The sequence below is a fragment of the Exiguobacterium sp. s48 genome (genome assembly GCF_018617395.1).
In the GTDB taxonomy this organism is placed as follows: domain Bacteria; phylum Bacillota; class Bacilli; order Exiguobacteriales; family Exiguobacteriaceae; genus Exiguobacterium.
Genome location: NZ_JACSKC010000001.1, coordinates 1,437,435 through 1,455,600, shown reverse-complemented (window position 1 = coordinate 1,455,600; position 18,166 = coordinate 1,437,435). Strand labels below are relative to the sequence as shown.

21 protein-coding genes are annotated in these 18,166 nt (G+C 48.8%); 14 read left to right on the top strand and 7 right to left on the bottom strand.

Annotated features, from left to right (window positions below):
- Window positions 1–230 precede the first annotated feature (230 nt).
- The 5 genes from KNO66_RS07455 to KNO66_RS07435 all read left to right on the top strand — a co-directional run bounded on the left by KNO66_RS07455 (window position 231) and on the right by KNO66_RS07435 (window position 3,773).
- Window positions 231–557: a winged helix-turn-helix transcriptional regulator gene (locus KNO66_RS07455; protein ID WP_012727011.1), complete on the top strand. Its 327-nt coding sequence runs from the start codon at window positions 231–233 to the stop codon at window positions 555–557.
- An 81-nt stretch (window positions 558–638) separates the two neighbouring features.
- Window positions 639–1,142: a cupin domain-containing protein gene (locus KNO66_RS07450; RefSeq protein ID WP_214741784.1), complete on the top strand. Its 504-nt coding sequence runs from the start codon at window positions 639–641 to the stop codon at window positions 1,140–1,142.
- Window positions 1,139–2,032, top strand: coding sequence for an aldo/keto reductase (locus KNO66_RS07445; protein WP_285800752.1), 894 nt, complete (start codon window positions 1,139–1,141; stop codon window positions 2,030–2,032). The genes KNO66_RS07450 and KNO66_RS07445 overlap by 4 nt, the downstream gene beginning before the upstream one ends.
- A gap of 135 nt (window positions 2,033–2,167) precedes the next feature.
- Window positions 2,168–3,229, top strand: a complete 1,062-nt coding sequence (locus KNO66_RS07440) for a DUF389 domain-containing protein (RefSeq protein ID WP_214741783.1) — start codon at window positions 2,168–2,170, stop codon at window positions 3,227–3,229.
- Between the two features lie 199 nt (window positions 3,230–3,428).
- On the top strand, window positions 3,429–3,773 hold the full coding sequence (locus KNO66_RS07435; protein ID WP_214741781.1) for a hypothetical protein: 345 nt from the start codon (window positions 3,429–3,431) through the stop codon (window positions 3,771–3,773).
- 220 nt (window positions 3,774–3,993) lie between these two features.
- On the opposite strand, the gene KNO66_RS07430 is transcribed toward KNO66_RS07435, so the two are convergent.
- The gene (locus tag KNO66_RS07430) at window positions 3,994–5,688 is read right to left on the bottom strand and encodes a M3 family oligoendopeptidase (protein WP_031422757.1); all 1,695 of its coding nucleotides are present in this window, start codon (window positions 5,686–5,688) and stop codon (window positions 3,994–3,996) included.
- Between the two features lie 208 nt (window positions 5,689–5,896).
- Between KNO66_RS07430 and KNO66_RS07425 the strand changes: the two genes are divergently transcribed.
- Complete coding sequence (locus tag KNO66_RS07425) at window positions 5,897–6,397, top strand: PTS sugar transporter subunit IIA (RefSeq protein WP_012727005.1); 501 nt, start codon at window positions 5,897–5,899, stop codon at window positions 6,395–6,397.
- Window positions 6,398–6,487: 90 nt separating this feature from the next.
- A complete protein-coding gene (locus tag KNO66_RS07420) occupies window positions 6,488–7,087 on the top strand; it encodes a helix-turn-helix domain-containing protein (RefSeq protein WP_214741779.1) in 600 nt (199 codons plus the stop codon).
- Between the two features lie 65 nt (window positions 7,088–7,152).
- Here KNO66_RS07420 and KNO66_RS07415 read toward each other — a convergent pair whose 3' ends face one another.
- From KNO66_RS07415 to KNO66_RS07405, 3 genes are all read right to left on the bottom strand, one after another.
- The gene (locus tag KNO66_RS07415; protein WP_214741777.1) at window positions 7,153–7,578 is read right to left on the bottom strand and encodes a hypothetical protein; all 426 of its coding nucleotides are present in this window, start codon (window positions 7,576–7,578) and stop codon (window positions 7,153–7,155) included.
- A 64-nt stretch (window positions 7,579–7,642) separates the two neighbouring features.
- Window positions 7,643–8,836 carry an ABC transporter permease gene (locus tag KNO66_RS07410; RefSeq protein WP_214741775.1) on the bottom strand — a complete coding sequence of 398 codons (1,194 nt, stop codon included), beginning with the start codon at window positions 8,834–8,836 and terminating at the stop codon, window positions 7,643–7,645.
- Window positions 8,826–9,716 (bottom strand): ABC transporter ATP-binding protein, encoded by an 891-nt coding sequence (locus KNO66_RS07405; RefSeq protein ID WP_214741773.1) that lies wholly within the window; start codon window positions 9,714–9,716, stop codon window positions 8,826–8,828. Before KNO66_RS07405 ends, KNO66_RS07410 begins: the two co-directional genes overlap by 11 nt.
- 119 nt (window positions 9,717–9,835) lie before the next feature.
- On the opposite strand from KNO66_RS07405, the gene KNO66_RS07400 reads away from it, so the two are divergent.
- Window positions 9,836–10,780, top strand: coding sequence for a VOC family protein (locus KNO66_RS07400; RefSeq protein ID WP_214741771.1), 945 nt, complete (start codon window positions 9,836–9,838; stop codon window positions 10,778–10,780).
- Entirely contained in the window at window positions 10,777–11,376 is a 600-nt protein-coding gene (locus KNO66_RS07395) for an alpha/beta hydrolase (RefSeq protein WP_214741769.1), read from the top strand. The genes KNO66_RS07400 and KNO66_RS07395 overlap by 4 nt, the downstream gene beginning before the upstream one ends.
- Window positions 11,377–11,381: 5 nt before the next feature.
- Here the strand turns inward: KNO66_RS07395 and KNO66_RS07390 are convergent, their stop codons facing one another.
- Complete coding sequence (locus tag KNO66_RS07390; RefSeq protein ID WP_214741767.1) at window positions 11,382–11,870, bottom strand: restriction endonuclease subunit S domain-containing protein; 489 nt, start codon at window positions 11,868–11,870, stop codon at window positions 11,382–11,384.
- A gap of 329 nt (window positions 11,871–12,199) precedes the next feature.
- Between KNO66_RS07390 and KNO66_RS07385 the strand changes: the two genes are divergently transcribed.
- The 5 genes from KNO66_RS07385 (at window position 12,200) to KNO66_RS07365 (ending at window position 16,330) form a co-directional block, all read left to right on the top strand.
- Window positions 12,200–13,255, top strand: coding sequence for an acyltransferase family protein (locus KNO66_RS07385; RefSeq protein WP_214741765.1), 1,056 nt, complete (start codon window positions 12,200–12,202; stop codon window positions 13,253–13,255).
- Window positions 13,256–13,329: 74 nt separating this feature from the next.
- On the top strand, window positions 13,330–13,665 hold the full coding sequence (locus KNO66_RS07380) for an Asp23/Gls24 family envelope stress response protein (RefSeq protein ID WP_214741763.1): 336 nt from the start codon (window positions 13,330–13,332) through the stop codon (window positions 13,663–13,665).
- A gap of 199 nt (window positions 13,666–13,864) precedes the next feature.
- A complete protein-coding gene (gene pgmB / locus KNO66_RS07375) occupies window positions 13,865–14,530 on the top strand; it encodes a beta-phosphoglucomutase (protein ID WP_214741761.1) in 666 nt (221 codons plus the stop codon).
- A 217-nt stretch (window positions 14,531–14,747) separates the two neighbouring features.
- Complete coding sequence (locus KNO66_RS07370) at window positions 14,748–15,155, top strand: Rok-like winged helix domain-containing protein (protein WP_214741759.1); 408 nt, start codon at window positions 14,748–14,750, stop codon at window positions 15,153–15,155.
- Window positions 15,156–15,277: 122 nt separating this feature from the next.
- Window positions 15,278–16,330: a glycosyltransferase family 4 protein gene (locus tag KNO66_RS07365; protein ID WP_214741757.1), complete on the top strand. Its 1,053-nt coding sequence runs from the start codon at window positions 15,278–15,280 to the stop codon at window positions 16,328–16,330.
- A gap of 34 nt (window positions 16,331–16,364) precedes the next feature.
- Here KNO66_RS07365 and KNO66_RS07360 read toward each other — a convergent pair whose 3' ends face one another.
- Both KNO66_RS07360 and KNO66_RS07355 read right to left on the bottom strand, forming a co-directional pair.
- A complete protein-coding gene (locus KNO66_RS07360) occupies window positions 16,365–17,372 on the bottom strand; it encodes an LCP family protein (RefSeq protein WP_214741755.1) in 1,008 nt (335 codons plus the stop codon).
- A gap of 42 nt (window positions 17,373–17,414) precedes the next feature.
- The gene (locus KNO66_RS07355) at window positions 17,415–18,056 is read right to left on the bottom strand and encodes a YigZ family protein (RefSeq protein WP_214741752.1); all 642 of its coding nucleotides are present in this window, start codon (window positions 18,054–18,056) and stop codon (window positions 17,415–17,417) included.
- Between the last annotated feature and the right edge of the window lie 110 nt (window positions 18,057–18,166).

Here is an 18,166-nt window from a genome sequence, read left to right as displayed (position 1 = left end):
GGAAGACGAGGGCCCTTCGTCTCCGGATAGCAAAGACATCTCACTTTCCTCTATTGTTCAGTACGGTCGAAAAAGTACCTTACCGTCTCAAGAGGGTGTTACGAGCGAAATGAACTTGTATAGATTTGCTATAGTTGCTATCATAAGGGCATGAAAACAGTTTGAGAAGTACGTACTTTTTAGTGCGGTAGGCACCAAAAAGTGCCTATGGGAGAAACGGAGGAAATGATATGCCATATAATATTCCGGTCGAAGCGACACTTGACGTCATCGGCGGTAAATGGAAAGTCGTCATCATGTGTCATTTGATCAAAGGAGAGCGTCGGACGAGTGAACTGCGTAAACTCATGCCGAACATCACCCAAAAGATGCTCACCCAGCAACTGCGTGAGCTCGAAGCGGATGGAGTCGTCGTGCGTACGGTGTACGAGCAAGTTCCACCGAAAGTCATCTACTCGCTCTCGGAGTACGGATGGTCACTCAAGCCAATCTTGGACGCCATGTGCGCCTGGGGCGAATGCCATATCGATCAGTCCGGTGAAGAGGTCATTTCATAACCATCACGGTCGTCCACTACGGGCGACCGTTTTTCGTTGTGACAAGTCGGGTACAGGGACAAAGACAAGGAGGGAATTAGGATGAATGTGAAAACTTTTTTGTTTACAGATGACGGCTCCATTCCCAACCATCCGGATTATCCGGCGCTCCTCTATCGTGGCGTCTTTGATGACCCGAACGGGATGCGAGAGACGTTCGCCCATAATGAATGGACGAATAGTTGGGTGAACGGGGTGTTCGACTTTCATCACTATCACAGCAACTCGCATGAGGTGCTAGGCGTGGTACAAGGTGAGGCGACCCTACAACTCGGAGGAACGAACGGTGACCTCGTCCGTGTCCGCGCAGGGGACGTTCTGATTTTGCCGGCGGGAACCGGACATCGTCGGATTGAAATGAGCGAGGATTTCCAAGTCGTCGGGGCATACCCGGACGGTCGCGACTATGACACGTTGACGGGTAAACCGGAAGAGCGTCCGGATAATTTAAAACGCATTGTACAAGTCGAGAAGCCGACGTACGACCCCGTCTTCGGGACGACGGGACCGTTACATGAGGCATGGACAAAGGAGGAAACGTTATGAATCAACGACTACCACATTCTTTATTGCTCGCAGCTTTGAAGCAGAACGTCGTCGAACTGAAAGATGGGCGCGAGATGCGTGCGCTGGGACAAGGCACATGGCGGATGGGGGAAGACGAATCGAAGCATGACGCTGAGGTGGAGGCGCTTCGGACAGGACTCGACTGCGGACTTCATGTTATCGATACAGCGGAGATGTACGGGGAAGGGGAGTCTGAGAAGTTGGTCGGGGAAGCCATCCGAGACCGACGTGAGGACGTGTTCCTCGTCTCGAAAGTATATCCATACAATGCGTACGGCGACAAACTTGTCAACGCATGCGACGCGTCACTCGAACGACTCGGGACGGACTATCTCGATCTCTACTTACTTCACTGGCGGGGTGATGCCCCGCTCGAGGAGACGATTCAAGGGATGGAACAGCTCAAAGCGGACGGGAAGATTCGGGCATGGGGAGTCTCGAACTTCGACGTCGACGAAATGAAAGAACTTCTTGCCTTACCGAACGGAGACAACTGTGCGATCAACCAAGTGCTCTATCATCTCGGCAGTCGAGGAATTGAGTATGACCTCCTTCCTTATTTGAAAGAACAAGGAATTCCCGTCATGGCATACGCGCCACTCGCCGAAGGAAGTGACGTGAAAGAAGACGTCTTCGAAAACGAGACGGTCAATCGAATCGCGGAGGCGTATAGTGCCTCGGTCGCCCAAATCTTGCTTGCCTGGACGATTCGGAGCGGACACGTCATCGCCATCCCGAAAGCCGGACAGGCCGAACATGTCGAGGAGAATGCGGCAGCGCTCTTGCTCGACTTGAGTGAGGAAGATTTTGCGGCGCTCGATGAGGCGTTCCCTCCACCAACGACGAAACAACCGCTAGACATCATTTGACGATATGAACTGGACCAATCAATCGGTCCAGTTTTTCTTTTGGCGAAATCGATTGCCCTGTACACGTTGCGGGTAAATAAAGGAAGGACTTGCTTGTGTAGATAACATCGATACGACAAGGGAGCTGAACTCTATATGGAACAGACGTACACCGCTGAAGAATTCAAGGACAAGATGTACACGAATTTAAAAGTACGACCGAGTGATTCCGTCATTTTGATGTGCTCGATTTTTATCGCTTCTATCGGACTGAATATGAACTCCATTCCCATCATTATCGGGGCCATGTTGATTTCGCCGCTCATGACACCGATCTTGAGTATCGGTCTCGCCTTGTCGCTCTATGACATGAAACTCTTGCGAGCGGGTGTGCGTTTATTGCTCGTCCAAGTCGCGGTCAGTCTCACCGTCGCGACCATTTATTTCGCCATCTCACCGATTACGTATGCGAGCAATGAAATCATTGCCCGGACCGAACCGACGATTTGGGATGTCATCATCGCCTTTGCCGGGGGAACCGCCGGCATCATCGGGGCACAAAAGAAGATGAGTAACAACATCGTCCCAGGTGTCGCCATCGCGACCGCCTTGATGCCACCTCTCTGTACGGTCGGCTATTCGATTGCGACATGGAACGTCGATTATTTGATCGGGTCGAGTTATCTCTTTGTCATCAACTGTGCGTTCATCGCCATTGCGACGTTCATCGGCGTCAAGTTCATGGGCATCTCGCAAGTGTTGACGAAACAAGACGCGAACCATAAAAAAATCAATCGCCTTCTCATCGGTTTGTCTGTCCTGATTGTCGTCCCAAGTATTTTTTCGGCCGCGACGCTCGTTCAAGACAGCATCGTCCGGACGGGAATCAATAATTTTATCGAAGAAGAGTTTTCAGACGCCATCATCATCAGTCAGGACTATCAAGAGGATGACAATCTTCTTCTCGTGACGACGACGGGGAAACGGTTGACCGAGGAAGAACTCGCCGACATCGAATCGCGCCTGCCGGACTATGGGCTTCGGAGCATCGAGCTCTCGGTGACACAAGTCCCAGACTTGAACGGGTTGTCCGGGGAGAAAGTGGCCGAACTGCTACAGAAGTATTTAGAGAGTCGCCTGCAACAGTTCAACTTGTTCGACAGCCGTCAAATCGATTTGGAGGATTTGCCGTTCGAACTGCAGAATGAGATGAATTAGTATTTCGATTATTCTTAATTATGTAATGGTGATTGATAAATGATTTCTTAATATGAGCTAGATGATCATCACATTTCCCTTTCATTTAAAAAGGTAACTGGAATCTCATTATTGTTTAAGTAAAATAGACGTACATTAACTATTGATGATCGTGATACACGAAGCGATTAACTTAAACTAGTTTACCGGAGGAGTTTTCATGTTTCTAGATGTACTTTTATTTTTTGAGATTTCATTAGTCTTATGTATGATCCTTGCTCTGTACAAATTTAAACGTAAGCAATTTTCTAGTGATTTACTTTTTGTGTTTTTAGAAGAAAAAAATAGAATGCAGCTTGAAACTAAAAATATTGAAAGTACAAAATATCATAAAGTTAAAAAGTTATTGTTGCTGCAAGCTCTTAATATATTGATATTACTTGTTACATTAAATTATATGGTTATCAGTAACGATGGTAGAAGTGAGATGAATTTAATTGTTGTCTTCTTCTTACTTCTTAATCGATATGTAGTGAATTTTTTTGTAGAGAAGAGTCTAAACTAAGTAGTGCAAAACCGTGTTGCTTGAAATCTGAATTCTCTTGGGTATCAGTCATAAAAGAATAAAAAACAAATAGCAGAAATAACTCGAATTCAGTAGAGTTATTTCTGCTATTTTCATATCAAGTGAATAAAATAATCCTGAAACGTCATTTTTCCAAAGCGCCCGAATTTCTTATGGTAAGCCTATTGGGCGGAAAAAAATCCAGTAATCATTTTACTTGTTAGTTCGCAAGTGGATGTTTCAAGAGATAGTCTTCGATTTGATCGATCGTTTCTTTCAACACGCCGTCTGCGAACGGAGACTTGAGACCTGCCAGTTCCACGAGTTCGAGGAACGAGCGGCTTCCGCCTGCCTGACAGAGTGTGAGGTAATCGCTCCATGCCGCCTCACGGTCTTCATGCATGCGTACCCAGAACTGGAATGCACACACTTGTGCGAGTGTGTAGTCGATATAGTAGAACGGGCTTTGGAAGATGTGGCCTTGTTGGTGCCACCATGCGCCAGACTCAAGGTAGTCGTTCGTCTCATAATCGCGGTGCGGGAGATAGACCTTCTCCAAATCGCGCCATGCCTGACGACGCTCGGCTGCTGTCATCTCTGGGTTGCGGTAGACGACGTGTTGGAACTCATCGACGAGCACGCCATAAGGAAGGAACGTCATGCTACCGGCCAAGTGATTGAACTTGTACTTGTCGACTTGGTCGCCGAAGAAGAGCTCCATCCATGGCCAACAGAAGAACTCCATCGACATCGAGTGAATCTCGCACGCCTCATATGTCGGGAAGGCGTATTCCGGTGTCGTCAAATGACGGCTCTCATATACTTGGAAGGCATGACCGACTTCGTGCGTGAGCACGTCGATGTCGCCGGCCGTTCCGTTGAAGTTCGAGAAGATGAACGGAAGTCCTTCAGACGGTAAGTACGTGCAGTAGCCACCACCTGACTTCCCTGGTTTCGCCGTCAAGTCGAGGGCGCCGCGTTCCTGCATGTACTGGAAGAACTCGTCCGTCTCGTTTGAGAGCTCACGATACATCTTGTTTCCGCCTTCGATGATGAACGACTCATCCCCTTGAGGTGTCGCGTTTCCGTCTGGGAAGACGAACGACTCATCATAGTAATAGAGGTGGTCGACACCGATTCGTTTCGCCTGCTTTTCTTTTAAGGCAGAAGCGAGCGGGACGATGACGTCACGGACTTGTTTCCGGAAGTTGTCGACCATCGATTCGTCATATCCGACGCGTTGCATGCGTGCATAACCGAGTTCAACGAACGACGGGAAGCCGAGCGCGTGAGCGATTTCCGTGCGGACTCGTACGAGTTCCCCATAAATGCGATCGAGCTCGTCGCCGTTGTCTGAAAGGTATGTATAGCGGGCGACGGATGCGGCTTTGCGGACATCACGGTCTGGTGACTGAAGATACGGACCAAACTGTGACAAGTTGAGCGTCTTGCCGTCAAATTCGATTTGCGCAGCGGACATGACTTTTTGATAAGCTGTCGCGAGGCGGTTTTCTTCCTGTAATTTCGGGATGAGTGACTCCTCGAACGTTTCGAGTGCGCGTTCGGCGAGCGAGAACAGTTGGCTGCCCCATTCCGCTTCGAGCTCAGTGCGGAGCTCGTGGTTCGTCAAGACGCGATAGTACGCTTGAATCTCCTTCTCATAGACCGGAAGTGCGTCGTCAAAGAAGGCTTGTTCTTCCTCATAAAACGAATCGCGTGTGTCGACCGAATGTCGGATCGCGACGAGCTGACTTTGTGTCTCAAAGTCGTTCCGTTCCTTGTTGATTTGGCGAATGAGTTCGTTCGCTTCCTCGAGTGTACTGGCTTGCTGTAATTCGGCAGAATAGTCCGACAATCTGCTGTTTAAAGCATCCAAGTCGGGCCGTTCATATGACAATTTTGTGAAAGTCGTCATTGTAAGCGCCTCCATCGTGTGAAATTTTTACAAAGTGTAAAAAGGGCTTGCAAAAGCGATTGCACACTCGTATTCTTACGATGTGTAAAACGATTTCGCACTACCTTATTACAACTATACCGTTAATGGGGTAGGGATTGAAGTATTAGCTTTTCGGGTATAAAAGTGAAGACTTCGATTGAATAGAACATGTTGGAGGGATTAAGCTATGGGATTCTTTAAAAAACTTTTTGGTGGTAAAGAAGAACAACTCAACGCGGTTTCACCGCTTACAGGAAAGGTCGTCGACATCACGAACGTACCGGACCAAGTATTCTCACAAAAAATGATGGGTGACGGAATTGCGATCGAGCCGACAGAAGGAAAGGTCGTCTCACCGGTTAGCGGAACAATCGCGACAGTATTCCCGACGAAACACGCGATCGGTATCAATGCCGACAACGGTGCAGAATACTTGATTCATATCGGTTTGGACACAGTCAACTTGAAAGGTGAAGGCTTCGAGACTCACGTCACAGAAGGTCAGTCAGTCAAAGCAGGCGACCCGCTCGTCACGTTCGACCTCGACTTCATCAAAGCGAATGCTCCATCAACGATCACTCCGATCATTATCACGAACCATGACAGCTTCGGCGTGAACAAACTTGTCGCAGAAGGCGACACGGTGACAGCTGGATCTTCAGAAGTCGTCGAATTGACAAAGAAATAAGAGAACGACTTAATACTCGGGAGCTTACGCTTCCGAGTATTTTTTTGTGAATGCGGGAATTATAATGGAGAGAGGGAAGGGGGAAATGAGATGGACGGAAAAAATGCACCATACCGGGGATATGGGGATCGGATACGAATAATTCGAGAACGGGCGGGGTTGTCGATTGAGACGCTTGCGGAACGAATCGGTGTCGCCCCTTACTTCATTCGACGTACGGAACTGAGTGAGGTGTATCCGACTATGCCTTACATAGAGGCGCTCGCAGACGCTTTGCAAATCGATCCGAACTATTTGGCACGCCATATTTGGACGGGGGAGTCGCTCAAGGTGCTCATGCGAGGGAAGGTGCCGGAACTCGAACAGATGAAGCTCGCCTATGAAGAAGCGATGCACGGGAAGTCCGTCGAGGAGATGCAGCGCCAACTCGAAGAACGGATGCGCATCTTTGACCTGATGCACGAAGAGGAGTTACATCGCATTTTCAAAGAAGACGAGGAACCGACGTCACACCATGCACTCGAAGCGCTCGTTGATGCGGTGCTTGACCTCGGGCGGTCACATGATACGACGCGCCACATCGTCCCGTTCGCCCGCTATGTGGAGCGGCTCGTTCCAGACCGGTTTGCGGACAACTCATTCCAGTACGCAGAATATGGTGTCGTGGACAAATCATATAAATTGCAATGACCGTAGAGCATTCTACGGTTTTTTTGCGTAAAAAAATGACCAGGAGATTCTCCCGGTCATGTCAATCAGCGCATCGGACGCGCTTCGTAGCGTACTTTTGGACGCGTGCCGGCGAGTAAGAAGCCGAGCACGATATTCAAGATTGTGAGCACCCATCCGACATAACCGAATGTGTAAGCAAGACTCGCTAGCATCGTTTGCCAGTCGAGCAATGCGGCTGCGTCTCCGCGGAATGTGAAGCGGATGGCAGTGAAGCCAATGAGTGTCGTTGCAGTAATCATGATGCCGATCCATGCGCCACCGAAGCGGGACGTTTGTGGACGTCTGCTGACTGGATACCAAAACGCGAGCGTTCCGATAAACGTGCTACCTGCATAGGCAAGTAGAATTTGCCATAACGCATCTGCGTCTAAGAAGACGGTATAACAGATGAACGTCGTGAGCGTCGACATAAACGTAAAGATTAAGGCTGCGAGTAATCGTGATCGCATAGTTCGTTTTCCTCCTCATTTTGCACATTCTTTAGAGTAAACGAAAACGAATTTGCTGTAAACGTTATTGTCGATTTTGTAATATTTGTCGCCATTGTTTAATGGCATTCGTCCCATAGAACAAGACGCCACCACGATAGAATTTTGAACCGATCCATAACGTGACGCCAATCGTTCCCATGAGAAGTCCGATCGAGAGTGCCACTTCCCATACAGCCACATCGACGAGCATGACCCGAAGGAACATGAGCATCGGTGTGAAGAATGGAACGAATGAGAGGATGGTTACGATGGTCGCATCCGGGTTGTTCAATCCGAACATCGCGACTAAGAACGCAGCGACAAGTAGCATGATGACCGGCATAACCATTTGTTGTGACTCTTCTACACGGCTGACGAGTGAGCCGAGGACAGCGAAAAGAGAAGCGTACAACAAGTAACCGAGTAAGAAGAACACAAGTAGATAGATGACTGCCCGTGCGTTGCCGGCGTTCTCGATGACCGTAGATGCCAGTTCGCTACCACTCGCACTCACATATCCGAACCCGAGGAAAAGACCGATTTGGAAAAGAGCGAGTGTACCGATGGCGGTCACTTTCGCAAGCATATGGGTCACCGGATGAGTCGTTGAGATGATGAGTTCCATGACGCGCGACGATTTCTCAGTCGTCACTTCTGTTGAAATCATCGATCCATAGGTGATGATTGAGATGTATAGGAGCATCAACATAACGTAAACGAGCGCCGAGGACGAGAGGAGTTCATCCGAGTTTTCCCCACCGCGTCCGAGATACGACTCGTCAAGTTGAATCGGTTCGCTGAGGGAAGCGATGACGGCCGGGTCAATGTTCGACGTTTCAATCAATTCAGCATTTCGCAATTGTTGCAACGACGTTTGTAAAATCGCCGTGAACTCCTGTTCTGGCCGTTCGGAGATGACACGGGCATCATACCCTTCGACAAAGGCGACAACGCCATACTCGCCGTCGTTAATCCCAGCACGTGCCTCGTCTTCCGTGAGGTCGCTCGTTGCGACATCTTCATAACCAAGGGATTGCATCGTATCGACGATTTCCGTGTTCTCAGACACGACGAGAGCACTAGCCTGTTCAGAATCCTCAAACATAGACATGATGCGATCGATGTTCGTGAAGCCAAAGATGAAGAGGACCGTTAACGCCGTCGAGATGAGGAATGCTTTCGAACGAATTCTCGATTTGAGTGTGAACGTATAGAGAGGTCCAAAGTTATGAAACATGTTGTCCAACCTCCTTGATGAAGATGTCATTGAGCGATACGGGTTGACGCATGAACGTCTTCACGTTCGCTTGATGACGCACCAGTGCTGACAGGACGGCATCACTATCGTCAAAAGAATGCAAGTGAACTAGATGACCGGATTTGTAGGGTTCGATTGTCTCCACGACTGGGAGGGACTCGAGAATATGAATCTGGTCCGTTTCAATAAAGAGGGCAGGCTCTTCGTATCTCGACTTGATTGTCGGAACGTCACCGCTCACGACGGCACGGCCACCTTTCAAGATGCCGACGTGTTGGCACAATTCTTCGACGTGTTCCATTCGATGACTCGAGAAGACGATGGTCGTCCCGGCGTCACGCAACGCGAGAACTTCACGCTTCAGGATTTCGACGTTGACCGGGTCGAGCCCGCTGAACGGTTCGTCTAAGATGACGAGTTCTGGGTTGTGAAGCAGGGCGGCGACGAGCTGAACCTTCTGTTGATTTCCTTTTGAGAGCTGTTCGACGCGCATCGTCTCATATTGAGGAATTTCGAGGCGTTCGAGCCAAGACTTGACCGCACGTTTGGCGTCGCTCCCACGCATCCCTTTTAGGCTCGCGAGAAAGACGAGCTGTTCTCGAACTTGGGATTTCGGGTACAAGCCGCGTTCCTCGGGCAAATAACCGACGATGCGATGATCGACCGCCTTCCCGTTCCACGTGATGCTCCCATCAGTCGGTTTTAAGATGTCGAGGATCATCCGGAATGTCGTTGTCTTTCCGGCACCATTTGCACCGAGTAAACCGAACATTTCCCCTTGTGGGACACGGAAAGTGAGGTCGTCGACGGCTGTGAAATCCCCAAACTCTTTGGTGACGCGTTCGATATGTAATGCCATGTTCATTTACCTCCTTAAAATGTTTTCTTCTCCTTATCGTACGCCACCTTGAGCAAAAAGTTTCACTTTCTTTGGTAAATGTTTTATCTTGAAATCAAGATAATAAAAGGAGGATGACAATGAAAACGCAGTCTACGGGGATCCATCACATCTCATCGATGGTACAGGACCCACAGCGCACGCTTGATTTTTATGGCCAAGTACTCGGTCTTCGCTTCGTGAAGCAGACCGTCAACTTTGATGATCCGGGAACGTACCACCTTTATTTTGGGGACGTGGTCGGGACACCTGGGACGGTGATTACTTTCTTCCCGATTCCGGGACTAGGGAAAGGGCAGGTCGGGAGCGGGCAAGTCGGTGTGACTGCCTATCTCGTACCGGCAGGAAGTTTGCCGTTCTGGGAAGAAAGATTACAACAGCATGGCATCGCGACCGTCGCCACAGAACGGTTCGGTGAGGCATCGCTCTTGTTCGAGGACCCGGATGGACTCGTTGTCGAGCTCGTTGCGCGACCGAGCACCAAACAGACGAGCTGGGTCGTCCCAGGTATTACCAAAGATGAGGCGATCGTCGGATTCGCTGGTGCGACGCTTCTTTCAAAAGCACCGGATGAGACCGTTCGTCTGTTGACGGAGCTGTTCGGATTGGAACGGGTGTCAGAGGATGAAGAATGGATTCGGTTGAAAGGTTCAGCCGACTATGGAAACGTCATCGATGTGAAGAAAACGATTTTACCGAAAGGGGTTCCGGGCACAGGAACAGTTCATCACATCGCTTGGCGAATCGCAGATGGTGAACATTACACAACTTGGCAAGACGCCATCTTTGATCTCGGGCTACGTCCGACCGAAGTGAAAGAGCGAAACTACTTCCGCTCCGTCTACTTCCATGATGCCGGCCGTATTTTACATGAACTTGCGACGGACGTACCAGGATTCACCGTGGATGAATCCGTTGATACACTCGGTGAAACGTTACGTTTACCATCATGGTTAGAAGCGGACCGCGACAAAATTGTCCGCACCTTGCCAGCCATCACGATACCGAAAGGAGAACGGATATGATTCATCAATTCATAAAAGGAACGACAGAGACGACACTTGTTTTATTACACGGCACAGGAGGGACAGAACAGGACTTGATCCCACTTGCGAAAGAATTGTCAACGGAGGCAAACATCCTGACACTTCGAGGGGACGTCATTGAAAACGGCATGTCCCGTTTTTTCCGTCGCCATGCAGAAGGCGTGCTCGACCTCGAAGACTTAAAGAAACAGACCGAGCGCTTCCTTCAGTTTTTGGATGAGGCTGCCACGGAGTATGGCATCGACCGGGACAAGATGATTCCACTCGGCTATTCGAACGGGGCGAACTTGATTGGCTCGGCACTTTATCGTCACCCGGCGTTCAACGCTTCACTCCTCTTCCATCCGATGGTCCCGGACCGCTCGTTGACACTCCCTGACTTAGTGGGGACGAACGTGTTCATCTCGGCAGGGGAGCGTGACCCGATTTGCCCGAAAACAGAAACAGAAGAGCTGACATCGACACTCCGAAACGCAGGAGCGGACGTCGAGCTCTTCTATCACTCGGGCGGCCATGAACTTCGTATGGAAGAAGTCGAGGCGGCACGGACATGGATCGCCGCATACCTCAACTAATTCGTTCAAGCCATTTTTTTCCGTTTGTTCGGACGGGAGTAGACGACGAGGACACCTCGATCAATCAAATAGGCGGCGAATAAACGTTTCGCCTCCTCAGCACTGACAGTTCGGTCGATTTGGATATACAATCGGCCGAGCTTTTTTTGTGAGGTGCGGGTGAGCAACCAAATCGAGTCGAGCGTATACTGCCAACTTTGCAGTGTGTCGCCACCGATATATAAGTAGCGATTTTGGGTACGCTCGAGCAAATAGTTGAGCCACCAGACGTCACGAACCAATTTGGCACCGACCCCGAGAACGAATGTGAGTCCGAAGAAAGCCATACTCGCTAGTACAGGATGAATGGCAGAGAACCCGTTGCGGACGGACTCGAAAGTGACGAGGAGCAATCCGACGAAAGAGACGCTGACGAACCACCAGAATCCGAAGTTAGAGAATGATCGTTTCGGATCATGAACCATATGATGTCGATTTCGAATGATCGAAGCCATTCTCTCCACCTCCTTTATTAGAATATTCTGAATATTTAGTAACACCACTATACTATACTGTACCCAATCCCGTCTATTTGAATACGCACACAACATGCTGAATCGTGAGGATTTTTTGACGTTTCGGCTTGCATTCCTCGAATTATGGGAATGATGACAGTGAAGACATGAAAATTTTGTTGAAACGTAATTTCACATGACGAGGGAATCGATTATGATAGGTGAGGGATTTTTTCATATGACCTTCCATGTGCTTCGTGCGTAGAGAGAACGTGAAAACATATAGGTCAACTTCATTGCAAACATCATAGAGAACTAGAGGGAATGTTATGAGAAATTATTGGTATGACAATATTAAAGGAGTGCTCGTCCTACTCGTCGTCTTCGGACACTTGTTGACCGATGTTCGCGGTGCGTACGACGACATTCTACCGAAGTGGGTGTATTTGTTCCTGTATACCTTCCACATGCCGTTATTCATCATGTTGAGCGGTTACTTCTATCGAGAGAACCGTTATTTGCGTGTGATTCAGCTATTCGTCGTTTATGTCATTTGGCAAGTCATCCTCGGGTCCTGGTTCGCCTTTACGGAAGGAATCCCGATTTTCTCGCTTGAAAATCCAGGACTGAACCTATTGAAGCCATACTGGGCACTCTGGTATCTGATGGCAATCATCTTCTGGTACATCATCACACCGTATGTGACACAACTGAAAGGGTATGTCTTATACGCACTATTATTTGCACTTCTATTTGGATTCCAGGCCGAGGCGACGGGATATTTCGCATTGCGCAAAGTCATCATGTTCTATCCGTTCTTCTTGATTGGGAACTGGATGTCTGAGCGCAACACACTAAATTTCTTTGAGTTACCGAAACGAGCCGAGCATCGCAACCGCTACCGGATTGGTGGGGCCATCGTTTTTGTGACGTTGACGATTGGATTGTTGATTTCCATGCGTGTCCAACAAGACGACGCGTTCTATCATATCGGTAACTTGTTCAAGTTCCGCTTCGCTTATGATACGGCTGTCCCTGAGGCGATGTGGGGAGGTCCGTTTGCCTTCTTGATCGTCTACACGATTTCACTGCTCATGTCGATCAGTTTCGCCATGATTATTCCGGGACGTAGGCTCCCGATTTTCTCGCGTGCCGGTCGATATAGTCTTTACGTCTATCTCGTTCATGTCTTCTTTGTCGTCGCATGGAAAGCGTTCATACCGGCAGGGTTCATGCCGACATCCTGGATGCAACTGCTCGTACTGTTCGGGGTCGCTTTCCTGATGGTCCTCGTGATTATCAGTCCACCGATGGTTCGTCTCTTGCGTCCGCTCGTCGAAATCGATGTGAAACGCATACAGAATACGAAGGGCGTGAAAGGGTAAAGTCTTTTCTAAACGCTCCATTTCAGCTACACTTTATAGAGAAGACACGAAATTAGAGTTAAGGAAGTGACCCTATGCCATACGAAAATGGAATGCACAGCACAGAAGGCGACGTGAACGTCTCACGTCACGTCGTGGAAATGATTGCCGCGGTCGCGGTCAAGGAAACGAAACACGTCTCGTTCACGCAAGAAGATACGAAATTATCAGAACGGGCGCTCATGAAACATGTAAAAGTCGATGAGTCAGAAGAAGGCATCACCATCAACCTGTCGCTCTATATCGCATACGGACAGTCGATCATTAAGACAGTGACAGCCGTACAAGAGCGCATCACGCAAGATATGGACACGATGCTTGCGATGACGCCACTTTCAGTAAATGTGAAAGTGGTCGGCATTCAATTGTAATTAGAAGGGGAGAGCGTAGGCTCTTCTCTTTTTTTGATTTTTGCGAAATCGGTTGCATCAAGATAACGTTTTCATTTATAATAGAAATCGAACAAGTGCAACCGTTTGCATCATCGACCAAACGTGCGACGGGTACTTGTCAAGTTCCCTAAATGTAGTCTGACGACACAAGCATTTGAAGGAAAGGCGGAAAGCATGTATGTCAACGATTGAAGCAGTGATTTTCGATTTGGACGGTGTCATCACTGACACGGCAGAGTACCATTACCTCGCTTGGAAGCAGCTCGGTGAAGAGCTCGGAATTCCATTTGACCGCGAATTCAACGAAACGCTCAAAGGCGTGAGTCGGACTGAGTCGCTTGAGCGGATCCTTACGCTTGGCGGTATACAGAACGACTTCACACCGGAAGAGAAAGAAGAACTCGCTCAAAAGAAAAACGAGCACTACGTTGAACTCATTCAACATATCTCATCCGACGATCTTCTTCCTGGTATCGTTTCATTCCTCGATGAAATTAAAGAGGCGGGACTCAAAATCGGAATGGCCTCTGCTTCAAAGAACGCATTCGCGGTCGTTGACGCACTTGGTGTCCGTCACTATTTCGATCATATTGTCGATGCAGCAACTGTCGCCCAGTCAAAACCACACCCCGAAGTGTTTTTGAAGGCCGCTTCTGCCCTTGGCGTGAAACCCGAACTCGCTATCGGTGTTGAAGATGCGGCTGCCGGCGTAACTGCAATCAAAGCGGCAAATATGTTTGCTGTCGCCGTCGGTGAAGAATCGATGCTTGGTCACGCTGACCTCATCGTCGCTTCAACTGACGAACTTTCACTTGAACGCATCCTCGAACGTGTTCACGTGTAAATGACTACAATCATCTTCCGTGAGACGGCGACTGCCCCGAACAGTCGCCGTCTTTTTTGAGTCAAAAGTCCTAAATGGACAATTTCGCCCAAAAAAAGATGACAAACACATTACAAATCCGTTACACTTTTATAGAAGATATAAAGGGATAATTAGGAATTGCTGATTTAAATTAGGGAATTCCTAATTATAATTGGATGTAGAAGGGGATTTGTGTATGGAGTCTACGAATGTCAATGACCATATTTATCGAGAATTGATGGAAATTGAGGAGTCGTATCGTCAATTACAACGTCGTGCGGAATATTTAATTGCGGAATTGAGTCGAGATAAAGAAGAAAAAGATTCGGTGAGCGATGCGTCAAAACGCCTACGCCCACGTCGTGTGAACCAACGCTATCCGCTCGAAGTATACGTTCACCAAGTGACCGATCTTTTGAAAGAACGCCAGACGATGAGCGTGCGTGATATTCAAATGGAACTTGAACTTCGTTACCGCCATCATATCAGCAACATTTACCAGTTGATGGTGAAGATTGAAGGGGTCAATCCAGAAATCAAAAAAATCGGTCGCGGTCTCTATACATACGAACCGACAGAAGAAGTAGCCGCGACACTATCATAATGTAGAGCCGATGAGGAACGCCTCGTCGGCTTTTCTTGTAATCGGACTGATATCCACTCCTTGATTCAAAATATGATATAATTCGCCAGAGTCTATTTTTTTGAGAGAGGAACTGTCGGCCCATGTTATGGATTGCCATGTTGGTCAGTTTTGTGATGGCCATCTTGATTACACCGCTCGTTCGTCGATTCGCATTTTTCATCGGTGCGGTCGATCATCCGAACGCACGAAAAGTACATTTACGGACGATGCCACGAATCGGGGGTCTCGCGATTTTCATCGCATTCTTTATCGGCTATGCCTTGCTGCTTCCGACGAGTCGCTATAACGACGCCATCTTGATTGGGGCTGTCGTCATTCTCCTTACCGGACTGATCGATGACCGATTCCAGTTGTCGGCGCGCGTCAAGCTGATGGGCCAGATGATTGCGACCGTTATCGTGTTAAACTCTGGGATGCGGATCGAACTGATCAACCTTCCGTTCGATCAACAGCTCTATCTCGGGTCATGGAGCATCCCGATCACCGTCCTTTGGCTCATCGGGATCACGAATGCCATCAACTTGATCGACGGTCTTGACGGCCTCGCCGCCGGCGTATCGAGCATCGCGCTCGGCACGATTGCCGTTTTAGCCATCATTCAAGGGAACGTCTATTTGACGGTGATGGCCCTCTTGCTTCTTGCGAGCACACTCGGATTTCTCGTCCATAATTTCTATCCGGCGAAAATCTTCATGGGGGACACAGGCGCACTCTTCCTCGGATATATGCTCGCCGTCTTCTCGCTCATCGGGTTCAAGAATGTGACGTTGTTCTCGCTTGTCGTCCCGGTCCTCTTGCTCGGTCTACCGATCTCGGATACGATTTTTGCGATCGTCCGTCGACTCGTCCAAGGCCGACCGCCGATGTCACCGGACAAATCACATATGCACCATCAGTTGATTGACATGGGATTCACGACAAGGCAAGCCGTCCTGCTCATGTATGGCATGACCTTGTTCTTCGGTATTTCATCGATTCTGTTTGCGAAGACGACCATGCTCGGTGCCGTCATCACATTCATCGTGGTCCTTCTCGTCATCGAATTGATTGTGGAATCGACCGAACTGATTCATCCGAATTATAAACCGATCATCCGCACATCCCGCAGACTGCTCGGTCGACCTCGCACATAAAATAACCGTTATCGCAGAGCGATAACGGTTATTTTTAGTATGTCGTCGTCTCGGTCATCGAGTCGTCCGTTTCATCCGTTGTCGGTTCGTCTGCTGTGACGGGCATACCGAGTTCGGTTTGAAGGAGCGCCTGTGCGTCACGAAGGTCAGCCGGGTCAAGTTCGTAATAATAGACACCGTTTAACGTCAAGTCGTTTCCTTCGAGCGTTTCGCGATTGAACGACTTCAAGGATTTTGCGTACGGTTGAAGCTGTGAAGCTTCCGATAGGGACATATTCGTCCGAATGTTTTCACCGACCGCGTTCATGATTCGGTTCAACTTGGTGAAGGAATTGATTGTCGTCGCCTCATTGATAATGGCTTCGATGACCTGTTGCTGTCGACCGGCACGACCGATGTCTCCGGCGGGGTCTTGTTTTCGCATACGGGCGTAAGCGAGTGCTTCTTTTCCGTTCAAGACTTGAACACCAGGCTCAAGCTCGACATTTCCCGTCGCTTTTCCGGAGATGGGGATGAGTACATCGACTTCGACGCCGCCGACCGCATCGACTAAATCTTCGATTCCATCAAAGTTGATGGTCGCATAATAGTCGATTGGGATGTCGAGCAGATTCTCGACGGTCGAGATGGTCGCATCGATACCTCCATAGGCGTAAGCGTGGTTAATCTTGTCTTTGAACGGGTCGTTGTCGTCGAGGATGATATCGACATACGAGTCGCGGGGGATGCTGACGAGTGTCACTTGGCGCGATTCTTTGTTGAACGTCGCGACCATCAGTGAGTCACTCCGTCCTTCTTCGAGCGAGGCGCCGCCATCGACTCCTGCTAATAGGACGGAAAAGTGATCTTTCGTCAAATCGATGGTCTCTTCACGGCGTTCTGACTTGTCGCCGCGCTCGAGTTCCTTGTTCGTACTCTCGGCAGTTTCATTCGCTTTAAAGACAAAATACCCAAAAGCGGAACCACCGATCAGCAATACGACACCCAACACGATGAGGACGATTTTCCAAGGTGATCTTTTCTTGCGTGGGGGTGTTTCCATGTTGTTTTCCTCATTTCAGTCGTTTCTTTTAGTATAGGCGTTTCAGCGTTTGAAATCACGTTCGATGATGCGGATATCGGTTGTTTGGAGCTTACCTTGACCGTTCGTTAAATCCGTTAGCCAGGCGAGCGCCTTATCTGTATTTTCCACGGGTACCGATACATGAAACGTGACGAGGTCAGCATAGGTGATCTCATCGAGCAAGTAGTCAGATTGTCTCAACTCATTTTCGACTTTCCCGATCCACGTATAGTCGACAGTGAGCGTCAATTGTTGCATCTGTAACCGTTCAACGATTCCAACTGCATCGAGGCCTTCGCTGACCGTTCCGCCATACGCCCGAATCAGTCCACCACCTCCGAGTTTGATTCCACCGAAATAACGTGTCACGACGACGACCGTATCTTTCAAGTGGCGTTTGCGCAACACCTCGAGCATCGGCATGCCGGCCGTACCACTCGGCTCGCCGTCATCGTTCGCCTTTTGATGCTCGTCTCGCTCTCCGATGATATAGGCAGAACAGTTATGGTTTGCGTTCCAATGCTCTTTTTTGATGGCTTGAATGAACGTCTGTGCCTCTTCTTCGGTCTCGACACGTTTGAAATGTGCAATAAATTTTGACTTTTGGATAAGGACCTCGTATGTTCCACTTTGTTTTATAGTATAATTTGACTCAATAGACATTTCTGAAAATTCTCCTTTCTATTTTTAAATATTTTTTTTAGAATTTAAGTAGGCACACACGCTTCACATAGCGAATGAACTATATAGAAAATCTCTCATGTCCGCTGTAA